General features: G+C 59.7%; 1 pseudogene. It reads left to right on the plus strand.

The features are described from left to right. Positions 1-339 (plus strand): annotated as a pseudogene (locus AADR41_RS42485) (hypothetical protein); the annotation flags it as partial. Positions 340-442: the final 103 nt, after the last annotated feature.

Consider the following 442-nt stretch of genomic DNA (forward strand, 5'->3'; position numbering starts at 1 on the left):
GTAACAGCTATTGCAGTGGTCGTCGTCGGGCTGCTACCGGAACAGGCGTTCGTGTACATCATGTCGATCGCCATGATCGCCGCAATCATCAACTGGGCGACGATCATCATCACCCAGATGCTCTTTCGTCGCCGTCTCGATCCTGAATCCCGCTCCGAGCTGCGTTTCACGATGCCGGGAGCCCCCGTCACCAACTGGATCGTGCTGGCCTTCCTGGTACTCATGGTCGTCGTCATGACAACCATGCCGCCCTACCGGATCGCGGTGGCTATCGGCCCCATCTGGCTGGCTGTCCTGGGCCTAGGGTGGCGGGTGTCACGGCGCCGTCAGACTTTGTAAACGATCGGGTAACAACGGCCGATCGGCGGTGCCGAAGCCATTCAGACCAGCACAATCACCTGTACCAGCAGGATTTTGACGACGGTTCCCAACGCGAAAAGGG

Source organism: Streptomyces sp. CLV115, assembly GCF_038448545.1.
In the GTDB taxonomy this organism is placed as follows: Bacteria; Actinomycetota; Actinomycetes; order Streptomycetales; family Streptomycetaceae; genus Streptomyces; species Streptomyces sanglieri.